Below are 17,808 nucleotides of genomic sequence, written 5' to 3' on the forward strand. Positions count from 1 at the left end.
GATCGAGCCATGGGAACGCCACTGGTCCGAGAGACCATGGCGAGGGGCACCGAGTTCACCTCCTCGGCAGTCCTGGCCTTCACTCAGGAGGCCAAGCTCGACTGGCGCTACATCGCGCCGGGCAAACCCACCCAGAACGCCTGCGCCGAGAGCTTCCAGGGGCGGATGCGGGACGAATGCCTCAACGAGCACCTCTTCTTCTCGCTGGGCCATGCCCGCGCGGTGATTGCCGGCTGGGTTCAGGATTTCAACACCGAGCGGCCGCACTCGGCGATCGGATACGTGACGCCCGTCGCCTATGCCGCGGGCCTGAAACCGCAACGAGCGCCGGCGCTGCGCCAGTCGGAAAGCTTCGCACCGACGCCCGTTGCTACCGTCGCGCTCTCGCGCAATTCTCAGCCCGCGATTCCAGTCGTCCGCGGATGAGGGATCGGGGTCACGTCAGAGGCCACATTCATCCCGGCAACCTGATCGGGGAGATCGGATACCCTGACCCCTCCAGGGGGATCGCGGGCCAGCCTGCCAAGCGGCGGCGATGGTGGAGGTCTACGCGGCCATGAACCGGACCGCCGCGGACGCGGCAATGGCGCGTCTGGCGGCGGCTTCTGCAAAACGGGCTGCGAAACAGCCTGGCGGTTTCCGCCAAGTACTGGAGGCGACGACCGGAATCGAACCGGTGTGCACGGATTTGCAATCCGCTGCGTAACCACTCCGCCACGTCGCCTCGCTGAACGTTCTCATATGCTTGGCGGGTTCGGCCTGCAAGCGGATATCAGGCGGGCTTTCACCGTTCCGCTCCGTTCACTTTCTCGTCTCCCGTGCTCTACTGGCGGCCATCTCCCGCCGCGCCTCGGCTTTTCGGAATCCGGGGTCAAACGACTATCCTGGCAGCCGAACGCCTTCTCCGCCGACCCGGGCCGTTCGGAACCGTGACGAGGCGTCCGATGCCGACGCCGCGCGCGCCTCAGCGGATGTTGAAATGGACCGGGGCGGTGATGTCGTGGGGGGCGCCGGGCGGCGGGGCCGGGACCGGGGAAGCGCGGCGGACCAGAGACAGGACGGATTCGTCGAGCTCGCGGAAGCCTGAGGAGCGGGCGAGCGCGACCGACAGTACCCGACCCTGGTCGTCGATCGAGAAGTGGACATAGACCACGCCCTCCTCGCGGCGGCCCTTGGCGCCGGCCGGATAGCGTTTGCGGCGTTCGAGATGCGCCATCAGCCGTGCCTGCCATTTCTGGGGCGCGACCGATCCGGCGCCGCCGGCCGAGGTCTTGGGCGCGGCCGCCGTCGGCGCGGGTGGTGCCTCGACCGCCGCCTTGCGCGCGGCCTGGGACGGCTTCTCCTTGACCTCGCGCACCGGCTTAGGGTCGGGCTTCTCGGCCGGCGGAGGCGGCGGTGTCTCGGGGCGCGCGAGCGGCCGGGCGAGCGAGACCTCGGACGGCGCAGGTGGCGGCTCCACCGTCGGGTCCGGCGGCGGCGGTGTATCGACGGGCGCCTCGACGATCTCCGGCGGGGCGAGGGTCGGCGGCGGCGTCTCGGGCGAGGGCAGGGCCGCCATCTCGGTCGGCGGTGGCGGCGTCGGCTGTTCGGTCGCGTCCGGCACATCGGGCGCGTCGGCGGCGTCGGGGGTGATCATCGGCTCCGGGGCCTCGGGCGCCACCGCTTCGGGCGCGAGTTCGATCATCACAGCCGCGGGCGCGGAGTCCGACGGCGCGGTGCTCGGCGGCCGCTGCAGCGCCCAGACCACGCCGCCGACATGCGCCGCGGCGACCACCGCCGCCGCCGTCAGCCAGAGCGTCGCCTGGTTCCCCGACAGCCGGTCGTCAGGCGCGAGGCCGATCGGCATGGTCATGGGGTGGCCGGCGGCGGTGTCTCGAGGCTGACCAGCGCCACCTTGAGATAGCCAGCGCTCCGCAGCAGGTTCATGGCCTCGGTGAGGTCGCCATAGGTGACCGTCTTGTCCGCGCGCAGGAAGACGCGCGTTTCCTTGTCACCCTTGGCGAGGGCGTCGAGCGCGGGCCCGAGCGCCTCCGGCGCGACGGGCTGCTCGCCCAGATCCAGCGACTTGTCGGCGCGGACGGTGAGAAAGATCGGATCAGCCGGGCGCGGGCGTGGCGTCGCGGTCGAGCCGGGCAGATCGACCGGCACGTCCACCGTCGCCAGCGGCGCGGCGATCATGAAGATGATGAGCAGGACCAGCATGACGTCGATGAACGGCGTCACGTTGATCTCGTGGGTCACCTCGAGGTCGTCGCCCGATCCCCGTTGGCGCAGGCTGCCGGCCATGCCGCTACTCCGCCGCGCGGCGCAGCGCGGGCGCGGGCAGCCGTTCGAGGTCGAGATCCCGACTGACCAGCCGCTCGACCCCGGCGGCGGTATCCGCGAGCAATGCCCGGTAGGCGGTGATCGACCGCGCGAAATGGTTGTAGATCACCACGGCCGGTATCGCGGCCACGAGGCCGAGCGCGGTGGCGAGCAGCGCCTCGGCGATGCCGGGCGCGACCACGGCGAGATTGGTGGTCTGCGTTTCCGAGATGCTGATGAAGCTGTTCATGATGCCCCAGACGGTGCCGAAAAGCCCGACGAAGGGCGCCGTCGCGCCGATTGTCGCGAGCAGTCCGGTGCCGAGCGTCAGACGGCGACCCATGCGCGCCTCGATCCGCGACAGAGTCGAGGCGACCCGGTCGAGGAGGCCGCCCGCGCTCGCCGCGTCGATCGCCGCGGCGGAGGCTTCGACCTCGTGCCGGGCGGCGGCGGCCATCACAGATGCCGGATCGCGCCGGGCGCCAGGGCTGTCGGCGAGATCGCCGAGCGAGCGCGCGCCGAGGACCGCGCGCAGCCCGCGCCTGAGCCGTGCCTTGGCGGCGAGAAGTTCGAGGCTCTTGGCGAGGCAGACCGTCCAGGTGACGAGGGAGGCGAGAGCGAGGCCGATCATCACGCCCTTCACCACCGTGTCGGCGGCGAGGAACATGCCCCAGGGCGAGAGATCACTCCGCGGATGGATGGGTGCGAGGCTGGTCGTGGGGGCGTGGTCGGCGACCGGGGCCGGAGTCGGAATCGGAGCGGCGGACGAGGGAAGGGCGGGCGTATTCGCGGCGGCTTCCGGCGCGCCCGCCTGCGTCTGTGTCGGAGCCTGCATCGGGGCTGGAGACGTTTCCGCCGGTACGATGGCCTGCGCGGGCGGGGTAGCCGAAACAGCCGCGCCGGGCTCCGCCGCGACCGTCCCGAGGTCCGGAGCGGCCGTCGGACCCGGCAGCGGCGCGGGCGCCGCGACCACCGGCGGCGGGTTCGCGGGGGTTTCCTGCGCGTGCAGGGCTTCGCCGGCGGGAGCCAGCGTTGCCAGCGCGACGACCAGCGCGGCCATCCGCGGCGCGGTAAGCGGAAGCCGCCACGCCGCGACCCGCGCCTTGGTTGCGTCCATCCCCATTCCCCACCTCTCGCTTGCCTCTCCCGTCTCGGGAGAGCCCACCTGTCAACTGTCGTGCTGGCTGGCTGAGCGCGCGAAGGCGGCTTCGCTGGCAGAGAACGGAACGGCCCGCTCCCGGATTCCTGTCGAAATTAGTCGGGAAGGCGGGAAATGCCAAGACCGGACGTCGCGGAGCTTTTTCGCCGACATCGAAGCGGCGCGGAGGCACCGGCTGCCGGGCGGAAACGCCCGGTAGCGAAACGTCCGGCGATGCTAGCGCGTGAGCCGCATGACGTCGCCGGAGATTTCTATCTTCGCGAAGCGGTTGAGATAATCCATGCCGAGCAGCGAGACGCCGAGATCGCCGGCGCCGACGCTCGCCGTCAGGTCGTGGTCGACGAAATCGCCGAAGGTGACTTCGTCGAGGCGCACGGTCGCGGTGGCGATCGGGCCGTTCGCAGTCTCGGCGCGGCCGAGATAGGCGAGGTTCGAGACATCGATCCCCGCCGCCGCCGCGTCGTCCCGGGAAAGGACCAACTGCGTCGCGCCGGTATCGACGATGAAGCGGACCTGTGCGCCGTTCACCTCGAGATCGGCGTGGAAATGCCCGTCGTCGAGGCGGCGGAGCTCGATCGCGTCGGCCGAGACCTGCCGCGTGCCGGAGGGAAACAGCCCCTCGCTCAACCGGTCGCGAAAGCCGTAGGCGATCACCACCATGGCGAAGATCAGCACCCAGACCAGCAGGTCGCGCAGCTTTCGCCCCATGTTCCGGCCGCCGACGGTGAAAACCCCGAGCAGGAAGACGAGGAGGATGACGAGATAGATCGCATGGGCGATATCGTCCCCGGTCATGGCAGGCTCAGGACACCGAGATCGCGCAGACCGTTCAACACGAACTGCACCGAGAGCGCCGCGAGCAGGATGCCGAAGAGGCGCGTCACCACCAGCACACCGGTGGCACCGAGCGCGCGCTCGATGATATTGCCGGCGCGGAAGGCGAGATAGGTGACGCCGAGCGTGGCCACCATCACGAGATTGACGGCGATCAGACCGGCGGGGTTCCCGGCTTGCTGGCCGCCGAGCAGGATCATGGTGGCGAGCGCGCCGGGCCCGGCGATCATTGGCGTCGCCAGCGGAAAGACCGACGGGTCGGGCGTGCTGTCATCGGCCGTCGCCTCGGCCGTGTGCCGCTCGCGCCGCTCGGTCCGCTTCTCGAACAGCATGTCGACCGCGATCAGAAAGAGGAGCATCCCGCCGGATATGCGGAAGGCGGGCAGGCCGATGCCGATCGCGGAGAGCAGCGGCTCGCCAGCGATGCCGAAGAGCGCGAGCAGGCCGAAGGCGACGACCACCGCCCGCAGGCCGACGCGACGCCGCCGGGCGCTCGGCATACCGCGGGTCAGGGTGACGAACAGCGGTGCGAGCGCGATCGGATCGATCACCACGAACAGCGTCACGAAGGTGGTGACCAGCGCGTCGAAACCCATCAGCCGGTTTCACCCGCCGCTTCCAGCCGTTCGAGCGCCGCCATCCACAGCGCCTCGGCCCGTTCGATGCCTTCCTCGACCTCGGCGCGCTTGCTTCGCAGGTTCGCCATTTCGGTGGGATTGGCGCGGGCGTAGAAAATCGGATTGGCCAGCCGCGAATCGATCGCGTCCCGCATCTCGGCGAGTTTCGCCACCCGCGCCTCGCATTTCGCCACCTCGGCGCGCAGCGGGCCGCTCGCCCGCGCCGCCGGCTTCGCCCGGGGCTTCTCCTCGCGGGCGCGGACCGGCGCGCCGCCGCGTTCGGACAGCAGCAGCCGGCGATAGGCCTCCATATCGTCATCGAACGGCCGCACGCGCCCGTCGCGGACCAGCCACAGCCGGTCGGCGACCAGTTCCACCAGATGCGGATCGTGGCTGACGAGGATTACCGCGCCGCCATATTCGGTCAGCGCCTCGACCAGCGCCTCGCGGCTCTCGATGTCGAGATGGTTGGTCGGCTCGTCGAGGATGATCAGGTGCGGCGCGTCGATCGTGGCGAGCAGCAGGCTCAGCCGCGCCTTCTGGCCGCCCGACAGCCGCCGCACCTCGGTCGTGGCGATATCCGCGCCGAGGCCGCCGGCGGCGAGCCGCGCGCGCTGCTTGGCCGGGGTCTCCTCCGGTCGCAGCCGGGCGATATGCTGGAGCGGCGTCTCGTCGATCTCGAGCTCGTCCACCTGATGCTGGGCGAAATAGCCGACACGCAGCTTCGAGGAGGCGAGCTTGCGCCCATGCATCGGCTGGAGTCGGTCGGCGAGCAGCTTCGACAGCGTCGACTTGCCCTGGCCATTGGCGCCGAGCAGCGCGATCCGGTCGTCCTGGTCGATGCGCAGGTCGAGCCCGGTGAGCACGGGCCGGTGGCCATAGCCGATCGAGACATCCTCGAGCCGGATGATTGGCGGCGACAGCTCCTCCGGCGTCGGGAAGTTGAAGCCCGTCACATGATCCTCGACGATCGCCGCCAGCGGCTTCATCCGCTCCAGCGCCTTGATCCGGCTCTGGGCCTGGCGGGCCTTGGAGGCCTTGGCCTTGAAGCGGTCGACGAAGGACTGCATATGCGCCCGCGCGGCGTCCTGCTTCTTCTTCTCGGAGACGAGCTGTTCCAGCCGGGCGCGCCGCGTGGTGTCGAACGTGTCGTAATTGCCCTGGTAGAGCGTGAGCTTGCGCCGGTCGAGATGCAGGATCGCCCCGACCGACCGGTTGAGCAGATCCTTGTCGTGGCTGATGACGAGCACGGTGTGCGGATAGGTGCGAAGGAAATTCTCCAGCCAGATCGCGCCTTCGAGGTCGAGATAGTTCGTCGGCTCGTCGAGCAGCAGCACATCGGGCCGCGAGAACAGCACGGCGGCCAGAGCGACGCGCATTCGCCAGCCACCGGAGAAATCGGCGCAGGGTCGGGCCTGCGCCTCGGCGTCGAACCCGAGGCCGTGCAGGATGCCCGCCGCCCGCGCTTCGGCGGAATGGGCGTCGATATCGGTGAGGCGGGCGTGGATCTCGGCGATGCGCCCGGCCTCGGTCGCGGTCTCGGCCTCGTTCATCAGCGCGGCGCGCTCGGTGTCCGCGAGAAGCACGGTCTCGACGAGGCTGTCGCGCGTCGCCGGCGCCTCCTGCGCCACGCCGCCGATCCGGGCGCGGCGGGGAACCTCGATCTCGCCGCCGTCGAGGGCGAGCTCGCCCCGGATCAACCGGAAGAGCGTGGTCTTGCCGGTGCCGTTGCGTCCGACAAACCCCACCTTGTGCCCGGCGGGAATGAGCGCCGAGGCATCGTCGAAGAGCTTCTTGCCCTCCAACGTGAAGGAAATGTTCTTGAACGCGAGCATGGCGAGCGATTTGGCGTGGTCGGCCGGACTTGTCAACCGAACCGGACGTGAGCGTGGCGCGCGCCTGCCGGCGGTCCTGGTTCCGCGAATCGCGGGGGCGTTTTCCGCTTCCCCGAGACCGGCGGCGCATGCTAACTGCGGCGCGCAAAATGCGAGGGATGACAATGGCAACGCAGCGTACTTTTTCGATCATCAAGCCGGACGCCACCCGGCGCAACCTGACCGGCGCGATCAACGCCAAGCTGGAAGCGGCTGGCCTGCGCATCATCGCGCAGAAGCGGATCCATCTCACGCTGGCCCAGGCCCAGGCCTTCTATGGTGTGCACAAGGACCGGCCGTTTTTCGGCGAGTTGACCGAATTCATGTCCTCGGCCCCGATCGTCGCCCAGGTGCTGGAAGGCGAGGAGGCGATCCTGAAGAACCGCGAGGTCATGGGCGCGACCAACCCCGCCGACGCCGCCGCCGGCACGATCCGCAAGGAGTTCGCGCTGTCGATCGGCGAGAATTCGGTACATGGGTCGGACGGCGCGGATACCGCCGCCGTCGAGATCGCCTATTTCTTCTCCGGCCTCGAAATCGTCGGCTGATCCGCGCGGGCAGGCGGCCTCCGCGCTACGCGGCGGACCGCCGGCGCCCGCTCAGTGGGTCATGTCCATGCCGTCGTGACCAGCGTCCGACCCGCCTGCCTTGCGCGGCTCGACATTGAACACGACCGGCACCTCGCCCGCCGTCTCGAAGACCAGCGTCGCCGCGATCCTGTCGCCGGCGACCAGCGGCCCGGTCAGGCCCATGAACATGACATGCGCGCCCTTCGGCTCCAGCGTGGCCGCCCCGTCGGCCGGAATCTCCACCGCGTCCAGCGCTCTCATCCGGGCGACGCCGCTCGCATCCACCTCGGTCACATGCAGCGTGACGGACGGAAACTCCGCGCGCACGGCGATCAGCCGGTCTGGCCGGTCGCCGTGGTTGACGATGCTCATGTAGCCGGCGCCGGTCCTGGCGGTCGCCGGCGTCTCCAGGGCGTAGGGATGCTCGATCACCAGCTGTCCGGCCGTGAACTCATGCGCCGCGGAGCCGTCGGCGAGAACCGCCAGCAGTCCGACAACCATCGCGGAGAAGGGCAATTTCATTTCGCTTTTCCTTTCACGCGCTGCGGATGCGCGGTCCTAACGTCTCCCCGGCGGCGTGCCAAATTCTTGCGCCGGATCATTCGAACAGCGCGATCCTCTCGCGGTCACCGGTGGCGAAGCGGTGGAGCACGGCGGGATAGAGCCGGTGCTCCAGCGGCAGCAGGCGGGCCGCGAGGGTTTCAGGTGTGTCGCCGGGCCGGATGGCGAGCACCGCCTGGCCAAGGATCGGGCCGGAATCCAGCTCGCCCGTCACCTCGTGCACCGTGCAGCCATGCACCGCCATGCCGGCTTCGAGCGCGCGCGCATGGGTATGGAGGCCGGGGAAGAGCGGCAGGATCGAGGGATGGATGTTCAGCATCCGCCCACGCCACTCGGCGGTGAAGCCGGGCGTCAGGACGCGCATGAAGCCGGCGAGGCAGAGGATCTCGGCGCCCGCGCGCCGCAGCGGCTCGGCCATCGCCGCCTCGAAGGCGGCGCGATCGCCGCGAAACGCGGTATGGTCGACGCAGGCGGTCGGCACAGCCATTTCGGCGGCGAGCGACAGGCCGCGCGCGCCCGGCCGGTTGGAGAGGACGAGGCAGGGCGCGGCCGGATGCGCGGGATCGGCCATGGCGCGGAGCAGCGCGAGCATGTTCGAGCCGCCGCCGGAAATCAGGATCGCGACGCGACGGCGGGACAAGCCGGCGCTCACAGCTCGCCGGAAAAGCGCGCGCCGGCGCCGGGGGCGACATGGCCGATGACCGCGACGGTTTCGCCCTCGGCCGCGAGGAGGGCGGCCAAATCCTCGGCCCGCTCCGGTGCCACGGCGAGGACGAGGCCGATGCCGCAGTTGAAGGTCTTGAGCATCTCGGCCGGCGCGATCCCCGCCTCGGCCCGCAGCCAGCGGAACACCGGCGGCAAGTCCCAGGCGCCGAGGTCGATCTCGACGCCGAGATCTCCGGGCAGCATGCGCGGCGTGTTCTCGGTCAGGCCGCCGCCGGTGATATGGGCGAGCCCATGCACCCCGCCCGCCGCGATGGCCGCGAGCACGGGCTTCACATAGATCCGCGTCGGCGCCAGCAGGGCCTCGCCGAGCGTGCCGCTCCCGAAGGGCGAGGGCGCGTCCCAGTCGAGGCCGGCGCTCTGGACGACGCGGCGCACGAGGCTGTAGCCATTGGAATGCACTCCGCTGGAGGCGAGGCCGAGCAGAACGTCGCCCGCGGACACGTCGCGCGGCAGGCCCTGTCCACGCTCCATCGCGCCGACGGCGAAGCCGGCGAGGTCGAAATCGCCGGCGGCGTACATGCCCGGCATCTCGGCCGTCTCGCCGCCGACGAGCGCGGCGCCGGCGCGCAGGCAGCCCTTGCCGATACCGGCGACGACCGCCGCCGCCTCGGCCACGTCGAGCTTGCCGGTGGCGAAATAGTCGAGAAAGAGCAGAGGTTCGGCGCCCTGGCAGACGAGATCGTTGACGCACATGGCGACGAGATCGATGCCCACCGTGTCGAGCCGCCCGCTCTCGATGGCGACCCGCAGCTTGGTGCCGACGCCGTCGGTGGCGGCGACCAGGATCGGATCCTGGTAGCCGGCGGCGCGCAGGTCGAAGAGGGCGCCGAAACCGCCGAGGCCGGCCATGACGCCGGCGCGGTCGGTGCGCTTCGCCACGGGTTTGATCCGTTCGACCAGCGCGTTGCCCGCGTCGATATCGACGCCCGCGTCCGCGTAGGTCAGGCCGTTTCGCCGCTCCGTCACCCGTGTCTCTCCCTCGTCCGCCGCCGCGCGGCCCGCTCTAGCCCAAGTCGCGGCGGATGGGAACAGCGCCGTCAGCCGCGAAAGTCTTCGAGCAGCGCGTCCTGAACCAGCGCGGCGGAGGGCGAGGGACGATGGCCGCGGAGGCGGATCAGGCAGAAGGGCTTGATCTCGACATAGAAGTCGATCGGCAGCGTCGCGATGGCCCGGCCGAGCCCGCCCTGGCCGCAGACGAGGCGCGCGACCTCGGCCGAGACCGGCGCGATCGCGTTCGAGCGGGTGACAAGTGCCAGGGTAAGCAGCAGCGAGGAAGTGGAGAGGCGGCAGTTCGGTGGCGGTGACCCGCGCTCGAGCAGGGCTTCCTCCAGAGTCGCCCGGAGCAGCGAGCCCGGCTGCTGCATCACCCAGTCATAGGGCGCGAGATCGCGCGCGCCCACACTGGCCCGCTGCGCCAGCGGGTGGTTGGAGCGCACGATCAAGGCCACGACCTCCGGGCGGAGCGGCCGGATTTCGAACGGGGCGGGATCCATGGAGATCGGCACCCGACCGACAATGAAGTCATGCCGCCCGCGCCGCAGATCCTCGATGAGCACGTCGCTGGTCGCGACATCGACGCTCGCCTGCAGGCCGGGGTTCTGGCGTTGCAGCCGTTGCAGTGTGGGGACCACCAGATCGACGGCCGCCGCCGTGACCGCCCCGAGCGAGACCGTGCCGAGGCGACCCGCGGCGACGTCGCCGATTTCGCGCCCTGCCTCGGCGATTTCGAGCAGAACGGCCTGTGCGCGGGCGGCGAGCGCGTGTCCGGCCGCGGTGAGCGCGATGCCCTTGGCCCGCCGTTCGCACAGCGCATGGCCGACGATTCCCTCGGCCTCGGCGAGCAGGCGGGAGGCCGCGGGCTGCGAGATCGACAGCGCCCGCGCGGTGGCGGTCAATTGCGTGGTTTCGGCGAGCGCTGCGATCAGTCGCAGGTGCGTCAGCTTCAGGCCGCGACCGATCAGGCGTTCCGCGCCGCGCGCGGGTTTCGGGAATTCGGTGGCGTCCAGTGTCATGATGAAAGACATACCATATCGGGTATGAGATGCGACGAATAATTCATTTGCGCGGTATGACGAGCCGGCTCTATGCTGTGGATCGGTCAAAGCCGCGACGTGCGCGAACGCGCGCCGGTCCGATCAGGAGGAAACGCTGGATCTTTGGAAGGTGTCGTCGGTTGGCGGCGGTTGGATCCTGCCCACAGGGAGAGCTTCATGAAATTTCTAACGCAGGTTCTGGCCGGCGCCGCGCTGGTCGCCGCGCTGGCGATGCCCGCCGCGGCGCAGGACAAGGGCACCATCGGTATTTCCATGCCGACCAAGACCTCGGCCCGCTGGATCGCCGATGGCAGCAACATGGTGAAACAGTTCGAGGCGGCGGGCTACAAGACCGACCTGCAATACGCCGGGGACGATATTCCGAACCAGCTGGCGCAGATCGAGAACATGATCGTCCAGGGCGTCGATGTGCTGGTGATCGCGGCGATCGACGGCACCACGCTGTCGAACGCGCTGGAGAACGCCAAATCGGCCGGCATTCAGGTGATCGCCTATGACCGGCTGATCCGCGACACGCCGAACGTCGACTACTACACGACGTTCGACAATTTCCAGGTCGGGGTGCTCCAGGCCAACAGCCTTCTCAAGGGTCTCGGCATCCCGGAGAACAAGGGTCCGTTCAACATCGAGCTGTTCGGCGGGTCGCCGGACGACAACAACGCCTTCTTCTTCTATGACGGTGCGATGAGTGTGCTGCAGCCGCTGATCGACAACGGCACGCTGGTGGTGAAGTCCGGCCAGATGGGCATGGACAAGGTCGGCACGCTGCGCTGGCTGCCGGCCACCGCACAGGCCCGCATGGACAACCTGCTGAGCGCCAACTATACCGACGCGCGGCTCGACGGCGTGCTGTCGCCATATGACGGTCTGTCGATCGGCATCCTGTCCTCGCTGAAGGGCGTCGGCTACGGCTCGGGCGACATGCCGATGCCGGTGGTGACCGGCCAGGACGCCGAAGTGCCGTCGGTGAAGTCGATCCTCGCAGGCGAGCAATATTCGACGGTGTTCAAGGACACGCGCGATCTGGCGAAGGTGACCGTCGACATGGTCACCGCGGTCGCGGCGGGCGGCGAGCCGGAGGTGAACGACACCAAGACCTACGACAACGGGGTCAAGGTCGTTCCGTCCTACCTGCTGGTGCCGCTCGAGGTCGACAAGTCGAACTGGGAAGAGGTCCTGGTCGGCTCGGGCTACTACACCAAAGACCAGATCCAGTAACATGCCGGCTTCCGGGGCGGGCCCACGGGTCCGCCCCGGCGTTTCGGAGGGGAGCGGATGACGCAGCCGATACTGGAGATGCGCGGCATCACCAAGACGTTTCCGGGCGTGCGCGCGCTCGACAATGTCAACCTCGTGGTGATGCCCGGCGAGATACACGCGCTGGCCGGCGAGAATGGCGCCGGAAAATCCACGCTGATGAAGGTGCTGTCCGGCGTCTATCCCTTTGGCACCTATGAGGGCGATATCCTGTTCGAGGGAGAGACGCGGCAGTTCCGCGACCTCGCGGACAGCGAACATCTCGGCATCGTCATCATCCACCAGGAACTGGCTTTGGTGCCGCTGTTGTCGATCGCCGAGAACCTGTTTCTCGGCAACGAGGTCGCCACCGGCGGGGTGATCGACTGGAACGAGACCTATTCGCGGACCGCGAAGCTGCTTGAAACCGTCGGACTGCGCGAGCGGCCGACCACGCTCGTCACCGACATCGGCGTCGGCAAGCAGCAACTGGTCGAGATCGCCAAGGCGCTCAGCAAGAAGGTGCGGCTGCTGATCCTCGACGAGCCGACCGCCAGCCTGCAGGAAACCGACAGCCAGGCTCTGCTCGACCTGTTGCTGGAATTCCAGAAGCAGGGAATCACCTCGATCCTGATCAGCCACAAGCTGAACGAGATCAGCCGGGTCGCCGACCGCATCACCGTTTTGCGCGACGGGTCGACGGTCAGCACGCTCGACACCGCCGCCGAGGAGATCAGCGAGGATCACATCATCCGCGACATGGTCGGTCGCTCGATGTCGGACCGCTATCCGCACCGGGAGCCCAAGGTCGGCGAAATGCTGTTCGAGATCGAAGGCTGGAACGTCTTTCACCAGGTCCATTCCGACCGGCAGCAGATCCACGACGTGTCGCTGAACGTGCGGGCCGGCGAGATCGTCGGCATCGCCGGGCTGATGGGCTCGGGCCGCACCGAACTGGCGATGAGCATCTTCGGCCGGTCCTACGGACACCATATAACCGGCGTCGCCAAGTTGCATGGCAAGCCGATCGATGTGAGCACCGTCGGGCACGCGGTCGCGTCCGGGCTCGCCTATGTCACCGAGGATCGCAAGGGGCTCGGGCTGATCCTCGAGGATCACATCACCAACAACATTACCCTCGCCAACCTGCCGGGGGTGGCGAAGGCGGGGGTGATCGACGCCCATCTCGAGCGGCAGGTGGCGCTCGACTATCGGCGGCGGATGAATATCCGCTGCTCGTCGGTCTACCAGAAGGTGCTGAACCTGTCCGGCGGCAACCAGCAGAAGGTGGTGCTGTCGAAGTGGCTGTTCTCCGGCCCCGAGGTGCTGATCCTCGACGAACCGACGCGCGGCATCGACGTCGGCGCGAAATACGAGATCTACACGCTGATCAACGCGCTGGCCGAGCAGGGCAAGGGGGTGCTGATGATCTCGTCGGAAATGCCCGAACTGATCGGCATGTGCGACCGCGTGTATGTGATGAACGAAGGCGCCATGGTGGGCGAACTGGCGGCGGCGGATGCCAGCCAGGAACGCATCATGCGCATGATCCTGAACGGATAGAACCATGGCAAGCATCCCGGACAGTCAGACCAGCGCGACGATGGGCAACCATCTGAAGGCGAACTTCCGCGAATACGGCATGTTGATGGCGCTGGTCATCATCATGGCTTTCTTCGAGTTCATGACCGGCGGCGTGCTGCTGCGGCCGCTGAACCTGACCAACCTGTTCCTGCAGAACAGCTATATCGTCATCATGGCGCTCGGCATGCTGCTGGTGATCGTGTCGGGTCATATCGACCTCAGCGTCGGCTCGGTCTGCGGTTTCGTCGGCGGGATCGCCGGTGTCGCGATCGTCACCCACGGCTATCCCGTGGTACCGACCGTCATCTTCTGTCTGGCGGTCGGCGCGGCGATCGGCGCGGCGCAGGGCTACTGGATCGCCTACTGGCGGATACCGTCGTTCATCGTAACCTTGGCCGGCATGCTGGTTTTTCGCGGGTTGAACCTCGCGCTGCTGAACGGCGAGTCGATCGGGCCGTTCCCGAAATCGTTCCAGTTGTTGAGCTCGGGCTTCGTGCCGGACCTGTTCGGCGGCGCCGGTCTGAACATGACGGCGCTGGTGCTGGGCTGCGGCGCGGCCGCGGTGCTGGTCTGGGGCGCGGTTCGGACCCGGGCGAAGCAGGCGAAATACGATTCGGTGGAGGAGCCCTTCGCCTTCTTCCTCCTGAAGAACGGCATCATCGCGTTTGCCATCGTCTATATCAGCTTCCTGCTGGCGACCGCGCGTGGCCTGCCGAACGTCCTGATCACCATGGCGGTGCTGATCGCCGCCTATACCTTCGTCACCAACAAGACGACGATCGGCCGGCGGATCTATGCGCTGGGCGGGAACGAAAAGGCGGCCAAGCTGTCGGGCATCCGCACCAACCGGCTGGTCTTCCTCGTCTTCACCAACATGGGGATGCTGGCGGCGCTGGCCGGCTTGATCATCGCCGCGCGGCTGAATTCGGCGACGCCGAGCGCCGGCGTTTCGTTCGAGCTCGACGTGATCGCCGCCTGCTTCATCGGCGGTGCCTCGGCCTCGGGTGGCGTGGGGCGGATCGTCGGCGCGGTGATCGGCGCCTTCATCATGGGGGTGATGAACAACGGCATGTCGATCATGGGCGTCGGCATCGATTTCCAGCAGGTGATCAAGGGGCTGGTCCTGCTCGCGGCCGTGATCTTCGACGTCTACAACAAGAACAAGGCCTGACGACATGCGGATCTCGCAGGTGATCGACAGCGATGGCGCGCGCCGGGTGGTGATGCGCGACGGCGCGGTGGCGCGCCTCGTGGCCGGCGCCGACACGACCTACAACCTCGCGCAGGAGGCGATCCTCGCCGGGCAGAGCCTCGCCGGGGTCATCGCCGCCCATGGCCTCGCCGAGCCGATCGATCTCGCCACGGCGCTGCGCGAGGGGCGGGTGCTGACCCCGATCGATCATCCCGACCCGGCGCATCTGCATCTGACCGGGACGGGCCTCACCCATCTCGGCAGCGCCACGACGCGCGACGCGATGCATGCCGGGGTGGAGACGCTGACCGACTCGATGAAGATGTTCCGCATGGGCGTCGAGGGCGGCAAGCCGGCCGAATTGCCGGGGGTTCAGCCCGAGTGGTTCTACAAGGGCAACGGAACCCAGGCCGTGGCCCCCGGCGCCGCGCTGGTCAGCCCTTCCTTCGCGCGGGACGGCGGCGAGGAGCCGGAGATCGCCGGCATCTATCTGATCGGACCCGACGGTGTGCCGCGACGCCTCGGCTTCGCGCTCGCCAACGAATTCTCCGACCATGTGACGGAGCGGGTGAACTACCTGTTCCTGGCGCATTCCAAGCTGCGCCCGGCGTCCTTCGGGCCGGAGATCCTGCTCGGCGATCTGCCCCGGGACGTGCGCGGCACCAGCCGGATCCTGCGCGGTGGAGCGGTGATCTGGGAAAGGCCGTTCCTCTCCGGCGAGGCGAACATGAGCCACAGCATCGCCAATCTCGAGCACCATCATTTCAAGTATGCGCTGTTCCGCGAGCCGGGCGAGGTGCATGTCCACATGCTCGGCACCGCGACGCTGAGCTTCGCCGACGGGATCGAGACCCGCGAGGGCGATGTCTTCGAGATCACCGCCGACGCCTTCGGCCTGCCGCTGCGCAACGCGCTGCGGATCGCGGCGCCGGAGCCCGTCCTGGTGCGGGCGCTCTGATCGTCCTTCAGGGGCGCAGGCGGATCCGCTCGTAGGCGGCTTCGAGGCGGCGGGTGAAGCCGGCACTGTCGCCGAGCGTCCGCGCCCAGGCGTCCCCGGAAAGCCGGCGCTTCAGATCCGCCCGCAACGCCGGATGCGTTGCGATGGCAACGGCGCGCGTCACATAGTCGCCGAGATCGTCGGCGACGCAGTCCTCGAGGCCGATCGCCGTCAGCAGGCTCGTCGCCATGCGCGCGGCGAAGGCCTGTCCCCGCAAGGTGAGCAGCGGCAGTCCGACGCGGAGCGCATCCGAGGCAACGGTGCCGGCGTTGTAGGGCGTCGTGTCGAGGAGGAGATCGCCGAGTGCCAGCCGCGCCCGATAGCGCATCGGATCGACCCGGGGCGCGAAGATCAAGCGCTCCGCCGCCAGCCCGGCCGCCGTCCAGCGCGCGGTCAACTCGCGCCGGCTGGCCGGATTGTCGTCGACGATCCAGAGCACAGCGCCGTGGCAGCGGGCGAGGATTTCGAGCCAGGCGTCAAAGAGCGCCGGCGTGATCTTGTAGTGATGCGAGAAGCAGCAGAAGACGCAGGCGTCCTCCGGCAACCCTTCCTCCGCCCGCGACACCGCCGGCAGGTCCGGCACGCGGCCGTCGTTCGCCTGAAAGCAGCCGTCGAGTCGCAGCGGCGCGGGCGCGTAGTCGGCGAGGCTTTCGTCCGGGATCGTCACCGCGTCGGCGATCATCCAATCGAGTTCGGGCAGGGGCACCGGCCCGATATAGCCGAGATAGGTCGCCTGTACCGGCGCCGGCTTCCAGCGCAGCACACCGAGCCGGGCACCGCGGGTAAGGCCGTTGAGATCGACCAGGATGTCGATCTCGTCGCGGCGGATCCGACGCGCCGCCGCCGCGTCGTCGAGCGCGGTGATCGGCACATGATGATCGAAGGCGGCGATCACGCGGGCGCGAATGTCGCTGCCGTCCTCCGGCGAGGCGCAATAGCCGAAGACCTCGAACCGCGCGCGGTCGTGCCGTTCCAGCAGTTCGGCGATCAGGTAGCTCATCGCATGACGGCAGAAGTCGGTGGAGAGATAGCCGACGCGGATCCGCGAATGGTCATAGCCCGCGGCGGGCGCGAGGCGCTCCGGCGCGGCCGGCACCTTGCGCTCGATCCAGGCGCGGGTGACGCTCGTCTGGAACGCCGGGTCGTCGCGCAGGGCGAGCGCGGCGAGCGGGCCGCAATTGTGCGCCAGGGTCTCGGCGTCGATGGCGAGGCCCGGCGCCTCGAGCACCGGCCAGGTCGCCATGCGCTGGCGCAGATGCACGAGATGCTGCTGCACGTCCGGCTGGTCGGGAAAGACGGCGAGCGAGTCGCGCAGTTCCTCCGCCGCCGGCTCCAGCTGGCGCTGTTCCTCGAGCAGCCGCCCGAGATGCAGGTGGAGAAGCCGCCGCGCGTCGCGACCCGGCACGGCCCGGCGCCAGGCGAGTACGGCTTCCTCCGGCCGGCCATCGGCTTCCAGCGCAAGGCCGAGATTGATCGCCGCCTCGTGAAAGTCGGGTTTCAGCGCCAGCGCGCGCGCAAAGGCGCGGGCCGCCTCGCCGGCGCGACCGAGGCGCGCCAGCGAGACGCCGAGGTTGAACCAGACGCCGCAAGCCTCTGGGCGCGCGGGATGCGCGGCCAGCCACCAGTCATAGAGATGCGCCGCCGCCTCATCCCCGGCCACGGCCGTCCAGCGGAGCAACTGGTCGAGATCGAACCCGGCGACGATACGCTCCAGCCTTGGTGACTCGCCCAGCGTCGCGCCCGACAGTCCGCCGGCGCGGGCGAGGATCGCGCCCAGCCAGGCATCGTCTTCCTTGGTCGGCGGCGCCGGAAAGGCGGTCTGGAGCGTCATGGCCGGGGTCCCCGTCTGAATGCGCGCCCATAACCGCCGGTCCTGGTGAACAACCGGTAAAGCCGGCGATTCCGCGGCGGGGATACGTCGCGAATTTTCGCCGTTCTCGCGACAAATGACGGCGATGGACCCGCCGAGTTCACCCTTCGTTTCAGATTTTGGTAACGGCGCTCTGCCAGAAACCGGCCATCCGGAGGCCGACAGAAAGTTCGCCCAATGGACCCCGCTGGCAGACGGACCGTCGTTCCAGACCGGGTTTCCCTTTGCTTT

At 68.7% G+C, this 17,808-nt stretch carries 16 protein-coding genes, 1 tRNA gene and 1 pseudogene; 6 read left to right on the forward strand and 12 right to left on the reverse strand.

Translation table 11 applies throughout. The features are described from left to right. Positions 1-303 (forward strand): annotated as a pseudogene (locus Q0480_RS09690) (transposase); the annotation flags it as partial. 347 nt (positions 304-650) lie between these two features. On the opposite strand, the gene Q0480_RS09695 reads toward Q0480_RS09690, so the two are convergent. From Q0480_RS09695 to Q0480_RS09725, 7 genes are all read right to left on the reverse strand, one after another. Beyond that, positions 651-724 (reverse strand) — tRNA-Cys (locus Q0480_RS09695). Between the two features lie 240 nt (positions 725-964). Continuing rightward, positions 965-1,852, reverse strand: a complete 888-nt coding sequence (locus tag Q0480_RS09700; protein ID WP_299132435.1) for an energy transducer TonB — start codon at positions 1,850-1,852, stop codon at positions 965-967. Further along, positions 1,849-2,286, reverse strand: a complete 438-nt coding sequence (gene exbD, locus Q0480_RS09705) for a TonB system transport protein ExbD (RefSeq protein WP_299132436.1) — start codon at positions 2,284-2,286, stop codon at positions 1,849-1,851. The genes Q0480_RS09700 and exbD overlap by 4 nt, the downstream gene beginning before the upstream one ends. 4 nt (positions 2,287-2,290) lie before the next feature. Next, entirely contained in the window at positions 2,291-3,421 is a 1,131-nt protein-coding gene (gene exbB, locus Q0480_RS09710) for a tonB-system energizer ExbB (RefSeq protein WP_299132437.1), read from the reverse strand. A 258-nt stretch (positions 3,422-3,679) separates the two neighbouring features. Continuing rightward, the gene (locus tag Q0480_RS09715; RefSeq protein WP_299132438.1) at positions 3,680-4,258 is read right to left on the reverse strand and encodes a TIGR02281 family clan AA aspartic protease; all 579 of its coding nucleotides are present in this window, start codon (positions 4,256-4,258) and stop codon (positions 3,680-3,682) included. Further along, positions 4,255-4,893 (reverse strand): MarC family protein, encoded by a 639-nt coding sequence (locus tag Q0480_RS09720; RefSeq protein WP_299132439.1) that lies wholly within the window; start codon positions 4,891-4,893, stop codon positions 4,255-4,257. The genes Q0480_RS09715 and Q0480_RS09720 overlap by 4 nt, the downstream gene beginning before the upstream one ends. Continuing rightward, entirely contained in the window at positions 4,893-6,749 is a 1,857-nt protein-coding gene (locus Q0480_RS09725; RefSeq protein WP_299132441.1) for an ABC-F family ATP-binding cassette domain-containing protein, read from the reverse strand. The genes Q0480_RS09720 and Q0480_RS09725 overlap by 1 nt, the downstream gene beginning before the upstream one ends. Positions 6,750-6,913: 164 nt before the next feature. Here Q0480_RS09725 and ndk point away from each other — a divergent pair, with 164 nt between their 5' ends. Further along, positions 6,914-7,336, forward strand: coding sequence for a nucleoside-diphosphate kinase (gene ndk, locus Q0480_RS09730; protein ID WP_299132442.1), 423 nt, complete (start codon positions 6,914-6,916; stop codon positions 7,334-7,336). 51 nt (positions 7,337-7,387) lie between these two features. Here the strand turns inward: ndk and Q0480_RS09735 are convergent, their stop codons facing one another. The 4 genes from Q0480_RS09735 to Q0480_RS09750 all read right to left on the reverse strand — a co-directional run bounded on the left by Q0480_RS09735 (position 7,388) and on the right by Q0480_RS09750 (position 10,656). Further along, entirely contained in the window at positions 7,388-7,879 is a 492-nt protein-coding gene (locus Q0480_RS09735) for a copper chaperone PCu(A)C (RefSeq protein ID WP_299132443.1), read from the reverse strand. Between the two features lie 76 nt (positions 7,880-7,955). Beyond that, positions 7,956-8,558, reverse strand: coding sequence for a phosphoribosylglycinamide formyltransferase (gene purN / locus Q0480_RS09740; RefSeq protein WP_299132444.1), 603 nt, complete (start codon positions 8,556-8,558; stop codon positions 7,956-7,958). Between the two features lie 8 nt (positions 8,559-8,566). Further along, entirely contained in the window at positions 8,567-9,610 is a 1,044-nt protein-coding gene (gene purM, locus Q0480_RS09745) for a phosphoribosylformylglycinamidine cyclo-ligase (protein WP_299132446.1), read from the reverse strand. 71 nt (positions 9,611-9,681) lie between these two features. Further along, positions 9,682-10,656, reverse strand: a complete 975-nt coding sequence (locus Q0480_RS09750; RefSeq protein WP_299132448.1) for a LysR family transcriptional regulator — start codon at positions 10,654-10,656, stop codon at positions 9,682-9,684. A gap of 198 nt (positions 10,657-10,854) precedes the next feature. Here Q0480_RS09750 and chvE point away from each other — a divergent pair, with 198 nt between their 5' ends. From chvE to araD1, 4 genes are read left to right on the forward strand one after another with little or no spacing between them, the layout of a single operon-like run. Beyond that, complete coding sequence (gene chvE, locus Q0480_RS09755) at positions 10,855-11,916, forward strand: multiple monosaccharide ABC transporter substrate-binding protein (protein ID WP_299132451.1); 1,062 nt, start codon at positions 10,855-10,857, stop codon at positions 11,914-11,916. A gap of 57 nt (positions 11,917-11,973) precedes the next feature. Next, positions 11,974-13,497, forward strand: coding sequence for a multiple monosaccharide ABC transporter ATP-binding protein (gene mmsA, locus Q0480_RS09760; protein WP_299132453.1), 1,524 nt, complete (start codon positions 11,974-11,976; stop codon positions 13,495-13,497). A 4-nt stretch (positions 13,498-13,501) separates the two neighbouring features. Further along, on the forward strand, positions 13,502-14,689 hold the full coding sequence (mmsB, locus tag Q0480_RS09765) for a multiple monosaccharide ABC transporter permease (RefSeq protein ID WP_299132455.1): 1,188 nt from the start codon (positions 13,502-13,504) through the stop codon (positions 14,687-14,689). Between the two features lie 4 nt (positions 14,690-14,693). Further along, positions 14,694-15,668: an AraD1 family protein gene (araD1, locus tag Q0480_RS09770; RefSeq protein WP_299132457.1), complete on the forward strand. Its 975-nt coding sequence runs from the start codon at positions 14,694-14,696 to the stop codon at positions 15,666-15,668. Positions 15,669-15,675: 7 nt separating this feature from the next. Here the strand turns inward: araD1 and Q0480_RS09775 are convergent, their stop codons facing one another. Next, positions 15,676-17,538 carry a tetratricopeptide repeat protein gene (locus Q0480_RS09775; RefSeq protein WP_299132459.1) on the reverse strand — a complete coding sequence of 621 codons (1,863 nt, stop codon included), beginning with the start codon at positions 17,536-17,538 and terminating at the stop codon, positions 15,676-15,678. Positions 17,539-17,808: the final 270 nt, after the last annotated feature.

It is taken from the genome of uncultured Amaricoccus sp., assembly GCF_937891315.1.
Lineage (GTDB): Bacteria > Pseudomonadota > Alphaproteobacteria > Rhodobacterales > Rhodobacteraceae > Amaricoccus.

Coding starts and splice junctions, on each gene's coding strand:
- araD1 (WP_299132457.1), top strand. CDS start 14,694: ATGCGGATCTCGCAGGTGATCGACAGCGATGGCGCGCGCCGGGTGGTG.
- mmsB (WP_299132455.1), top strand. CDS start 13,502: ATGGCAAGCATCCCGGACAGTCAGACCAGCGCGACGATGGGCAACCAT.
- Q0480_RS09715 (WP_299132438.1), bottom strand. CDS start 4,258: ATGACCGGGGACGATATCGCCCATGCGATCTATCTCGTCATCCTCCTC.
- Q0480_RS09775 (WP_299132459.1), bottom strand. CDS start 17,538: ATGACGCTCCAGACCGCCTTTCCGGCGCCGCCGACCAAGGAAGACGAT.
- Q0480_RS09700 (WP_299132435.1), bottom strand. CDS start 1,852: ATGACCATGCCGATCGGCCTCGCGCCTGACGACCGGCTGTCGGGGAAC.
- exbB (WP_299132437.1), bottom strand. CDS start 3,421: ATGGACGCAACCAAGGCGCGGGTCGCGGCGTGGCGGCTTCCGCTTACC.
- ndk (WP_299132442.1), top strand. CDS start 6,914: ATGGCAACGCAGCGTACTTTTTCGATCATCAAGCCGGACGCCACCCGG.
- Q0480_RS09735 (WP_299132443.1), bottom strand. CDS start 7,879: ATGAAATTGCCCTTCTCCGCGATGGTTGTCGGACTGCTGGCGGTTCTC.
- exbD (WP_299132436.1), bottom strand. CDS start 2,286: ATGGCCGGCAGCCTGCGCCAACGGGGATCGGGCGACGACCTCGAGGTG.
- chvE (WP_299132451.1), top strand. CDS start 10,855: ATGAAATTTCTAACGCAGGTTCTGGCCGGCGCCGCGCTGGTCGCCGCG.
- Q0480_RS09725 (WP_299132441.1), bottom strand. CDS start 6,749: ATGCTCGCGTTCAAGAACATTTCCTTCACGTTGGAGGGCAAGAAGCTC.
- Q0480_RS09750 (WP_299132448.1), bottom strand. CDS start 10,656: ATGACACTGGACGCCACCGAATTCCCGAAACCCGCGCGCGGCGCGGAA.
- mmsA (WP_299132453.1), top strand. CDS start 11,974: ATGACGCAGCCGATACTGGAGATGCGCGGCATCACCAAGACGTTTCCG.
- Q0480_RS09720 (WP_299132439.1), bottom strand. CDS start 4,893: ATGGGTTTCGACGCGCTGGTCACCACCTTCGTGACGCTGTTCGTGGTG.